A 4,717-nucleotide genomic window follows, 5' to 3' on the forward strand; every position below is an offset into this window, starting at 1 on the left:
ATCTCGGTGCGCGGCACCATCACCTCACGGGCGATGGTGTCGCCGAGGTCGAACACCGACTGGATCATCCTGCGCTCGTCGTCGGCGACGACGCCACTCTGCCCTGCGAGGTCGACGACCTCCCGCAGCTCGATCTCGGAGGCGAACGGCCCGTTGCGGAAGCCGCGGCCGGGCGTCAGCGCGTTGCCGAGCAGGACCAGCAGTCGGCTGATGGGAGTCAGCAGCACCGAAATCGCTTGCAGCGGAAGGACCGCCCCCAACGCAATCGTGTAGGCGTGCTGCCTGCCGATGGTTCTGGGCCCGACGCCGATGGCCACGAAGCTCACCACCACCATGATGGCGGCGGCCGCGACCAGACCCCACTTGAAGCCGAGGTCCTCGTACAGGAAGGCCACCAACAGCACCGTCGCGGCCGTCTCGCACGTGATGCGCAGCAGGACGATGAGATTGATGTAACGCGGCCGGTCGTCCATCAGGCGGCTCAGCCGCGCGGCACCGGGCCGCTCCTCGCGGACCAGTTCGTGGACCCTGGCGATGGAGACCGTGCCGATGGCGGCGTCGATCGCCGCGAACACGCCGCCGAGTGCGATCAGCGCGACCGCGCCCAGCAGGGAGGCGAATCCGGTCACGGTTCGTCGAAGAACTGAGACTTGTCCAACAGGCGCCGGTCCTTCTCGCTCTGGCGGTCCTGGTGGTAGGCGGCGACCTGGTCGGCGACCCACTCCTCGAGCAGTTCGCGTTGCAGGGCGAACATCTCTCTCTCCTCGTCGGGTTCGGCGTGGTCGTAGCCGAGGAGATGGAGCACCCCGTGCACGGTCAGCAACGCGAGTTCCTGGGCGAGCGAATGTCCCGCCGTCTCAGCCTGTTTGGCCGCGAACTCAGGGCAAAGCACGATGTCACCGAGCATCGACGGCCCCGGTTCGGGTGCATCGGGGCGCCCGCCCGGCTCGAGCTCGTCCATCGGGAAGCTCATCACGTCGGTCGGTCCCGGCAGATCCATCCACCGCATGTGCAGATCGGCCATCGCCGGGGTGTCGAGCAGCACCATCGACAGTTCGGCAGCGGGGTTGACGTCCATCTTCTTGATGACGAAACGCGCGACGCTGATCAGTTCGTTCTCCGAGACGTCGATACCCGACTCGTTGGAGACCTCGATGCTCACCGGCGAGGCCTACCCGTTGCGGACCGACGCTCGGCGCGGTTCATCGGCGTCGCCGCGGCCTCGGATCTGGCGTACGCGTCGACGATCTCGGACACCAGTCGGTGACGCACGACGTCGGCGCTGGTGAGCTCCGAGAAGTGGATGTCGTCGATGTCGTCGAGGATGTCGATGGCTGCACTGAGTCCCGACTTGGCGCCGTGCAGATCGACTTGCGTCGAGTCGCCCGTCACGACGATCTTGGACCCGAATCCCAGACGCGTCAGGAACATCTTCATCTGTTCGGGGGTGGTGTTCTGGGCCTCGTCGAGGATGATGAACGCGTCGTTGAGCGAGCGGCCACGCATGTACGCCAGCGGCGCGACCTCGATCACCCCTGCGCTCATCAGCTTTGGGATCAGCTCGGGGTCCATCATGTCGTGCAGGGCGTCATACAGCGGACGCAGGTACGGGTCGATCTTCTCGCTGAGCGTCCCTGGCAGGAAGCCGAGCCGCTCACCGGCCTCGACGGCGGGGCGGGTGAGGATGATGCGCGAGACCTGTTTGGTCTGAAGCGCATTGACCGCCTTGGCCATCGCGAGATAGGTCTTGCCGGTACCGGCCGGTCCGATGCCGAACACGATGGTGTGCGCATCGATCGCGTCGACGTAGCGCTTCTGGTTGAGCGTCTTGGGCCGAATCGTCTTGCCGCGCCGGGACAGAATGTCCAGCGTCAGCACCTCGGCGGGTGACTCATTACCGGTGCCGGTCACCATGCCGACGCTGCGGCGAACGGCGTCGGGCGTCAGGGTCTGGCCGCCGGCGACGACCGCGATCAGCTCGGTCACCACGCGCTCGGCCAGCGCCACGTCGGCGGACTCGCCGGACAGGGTCAGTGCATTGCCGCGGACGTGGATGTCGGCGGTCAGCAGGCTCTCGAGCGCGCGCAGGTTCTCATCGGCGGAACCGAGCAGGCCCACGACCAAGTCGGGCGGCACGTTGATGTTGCTTCGTACACCGTTGTTGCTTCGTACCGTGTCCGAGGCGGCGTTCGTCTCGCGGGGCGTCACGTGGTGTTCAGTGCCTGCTTTCCGTGCTCAGCTCGGTGGTGAATTCTCGTGCCAGCTTACCGCCGGTCAGCGTCGCGCCCCAATGGTCGGGCTCGAGGGGTCGACGGCGTAGGCGGACGAAGAAGGGGCACCCTCGCGGGTGCCCCTTTTCGAGTCATCGCTGAATCAGCGACTTTGACGTGCGGACGTGTCGACGTGCGGCACGTTCACGTCCGGGTGGATCGTGTCGATCCACTGGTGATGGTCGACGCCTGTCGAGTGCCCAGGCAGGTCCACCACGGGGAGTGCTTCGGCCGAGGCAACGGCCTGGATCGGAGAAGCGACGCCGAGGATCCCAGCGGTGAGCCCGCTAGCAACCATGGCGGCAAGTCCGAACTTCTTCATCTTCATCTCTTCTTTTCTGCCCTCTGTAGTTGTGCGAACGGGTCCGGCGGTAGAGCCTTCCTGCCGTACCAATTGGTTAAACACACAGCTCAGAGGTTTAATTCCGATGGCAGCAAATGGTTGCCGATTGGCAGCTGTTAAGGCTAGAAGCGCCAGCGAGGCGTCAAAACACCCAGTGATCCAAGCGCCACCGCAGCCGCCGTTGTGGTGCGCAGCACACTTGGGCCGAGGCGGACGGCGGTTGCGCCCGCCCCCGTCAGCACGGCCAACTCGTCGTCGCCGATACCGCCCTCGGGACCGATGATCAACATCACCGACTCGGCACCGGCAAGGCGAGCGGCGCTGAGCGGCTCCGTCGCGGACTCGTGAAGCACCAGCACCACCGACGCGTCGGCGACCGATCTCACGGTGGCGGCCAGCTCCTTGGTGGACACCAGTGTCGTGACCGGCGGAACGTGGGGCCTGCGCGACTGCCTGGCGGCCGAACGTGCGACCGCCTGCCAACGCCGCAGCCCCTTCTGCACCTTCGCCGATCCGTCCCAGCGGGCCACGCAGCGGTCCGACTGCCAGGCCACGAACGCGTCCGCGCCCGCTTCGGTGGCGACTTCGATCGCCAACTCGGACCGATCGGACTTGGGCAACGCCTGAACGACGGTCACCTCGGGGCGCGGCGGCGCGACGATCCGCCTGCTGAGCACCCTGGCGGTCAAGCTCGCCTTGCCGACGTCCTCGACGACCACGTGCGCTACCGTCCCCGCGCCGTCACCCAGATCGAGTTCCTCGCCGACCCGGAGGCGCCGCACACTCGCGGCGTGAAAGCCCTCGTCACCGTCGACGACGGCGAGCTCACCGACGTCGGGCACCGCCTCGACGTAGAACAACGCGCGACTCATTGAGGGCGCGGCTCCGATCTACCGGCCGGTGAACGTCTCACGCAGCCGGCTGAACAGCCCGCCGCCGGCCGGAGCCGCGTGCGTCGACTTGACCTCAGCCACGTCACGGACGCGATGCTCCTTGAGCTTCTGCAGCAGTTCGGTGTCCTCGTGGTCGAGGCGGGACGGCACCACGACGTCGATGTGCGCGTGCAGATTGCCGCGGACACCTGAGCGCACGTTGGGCATGCCGTGGCCGCGCAGCGTGGTGACCGCTCCAGGCTGGGTACCTGCGCCGACGACGATGTCGGTGGGTCCGTCGAGGATCGCGTCGACCGTGACGTTGGTGCCGAGCGCCGCGTCGACCATCGGCACCGAGACGCTGAAGTGCAGGTCGTCGTTGTCGCGAATGAAGATGTCGTGCGGTTGCTCGTGAACCTCCACGTGCAGGTCACCGGCAGGCCCGCCGCCCGGACCGACCTCGCCCTGCGCGGCCAGACGCACTCGCATGCCTTCGCCGACGCCCGGCGGGATCTTGACGCTGATCTCCCGACGCGCCCGCACCCGACCGTCGCCTCCGCAGCGGTGGCACGGATCGGGGATGACCTCACCGACGCCTGCACAGACCGGGCACGGCCGCGAGGTCATCACCTGGCCGAGCAACGACCGCTGCACGGACTGGACTTCGCCATGGCCGTGACAGGTGTCGCAGGTGACCGGCTTCGAATCGCCGTGGGTGCCCTTGCCCAGGCACACGTCACAGAGGATCGCGGTGTCGACGGTGACGTGTTTGGTGACACCCGTCGCGCACTCGGCGAGATCGAGGCGCATGCGCAGCAGCGAATCCGAACCGGGGCGCACCCGACCGACCGGACCCCGGCTTCCGCCGCTGCCCCCGAAGAACGCCTCGAACACGTCGCCGAGTCCGCCGAACCCACCACCGAAGCCGCCACCGAAGCCGTTCGCGGCCCCCGCACCCTCCATCGGATCGCCACCGAGGTCGACGATTCGGCGCTTCTCGGGATCGCTCAGCACCTCGTACGCGACGCTGATCTCCCTGAACTGGGCCTGCGCCGCTTCGTCGGGGTTGACGTCGGGATGCAGTTCGCGCGCGAGCTTGCGGTACGCGCGCTTGATCTCCGAGTCGCCAGCGCCCTTGCTCACACCGAGCAGGCCGTAATAATCGCGTGCCACGCCAAACCCTTCTCATGCCCTTCAAGCCGCATCTGCGGTTCGTGCCAGCGCCTCTAGCG

The 4,717-nt window shown here is 67.2% G+C and carries 6 protein-coding genes; all 6 read right to left on the reverse strand.

The features are described 5' to 3' along the window. Positions 1–629: CNNM domain-containing protein (locus tag ACRDUX_RS23335; protein ID WP_526416969.1), on the reverse strand; the 629-nt coding region annotated here is incomplete at its 3' end. Further along, positions 626–1,162, reverse strand: a complete 537-nt coding sequence (ybeY, locus tag ACRDUX_RS23340) for an rRNA maturation RNase YbeY (RefSeq protein ID WP_526416971.1) — start codon at positions 1,160–1,162, stop codon at positions 626–628. The genes ACRDUX_RS23335 and ybeY, both read right to left, overlap by 4 nt. Beyond that, entirely contained in the window at positions 1,159–2,208 is a 1,050-nt protein-coding gene (locus ACRDUX_RS23345) for a PhoH family protein (protein ID WP_526416973.1), read from the reverse strand. Before ACRDUX_RS23345 ends, ybeY begins: the two co-directional genes overlap by 4 nt. 165 nt (positions 2,209–2,373) lie before the next feature. Beyond that, positions 2,374–2,592: a hypothetical protein gene (locus tag ACRDUX_RS23350; protein WP_526416975.1), complete on the reverse strand. Its 219-nt coding sequence runs from the start codon at positions 2,590–2,592 to the stop codon at positions 2,374–2,376. 143 nt (positions 2,593–2,735) lie between these two features. After that, a complete protein-coding gene (locus tag ACRDUX_RS23355; RefSeq protein ID WP_526416977.1) occupies positions 2,736–3,485 on the reverse strand; it encodes a 16S rRNA (uracil(1498)-N(3))-methyltransferase in 750 nt (249 codons plus the stop codon). 18 nt (positions 3,486–3,503) lie between these two features. Continuing rightward, on the reverse strand, positions 3,504–4,658 hold the full coding sequence (gene dnaJ, locus ACRDUX_RS23360) for a molecular chaperone DnaJ (protein WP_526416979.1): 1,155 nt from the start codon (positions 4,656–4,658) through the stop codon (positions 3,504–3,506). Positions 4,659–4,717: the final 59 nt, after the last annotated feature.

It is taken from the genome of Mycobacterium sp. (assembly GCF_050701675.1).
Classification (GTDB): Bacteria; Actinomycetota; Actinomycetes; order Mycobacteriales; family Mycobacteriaceae; genus Mycobacterium.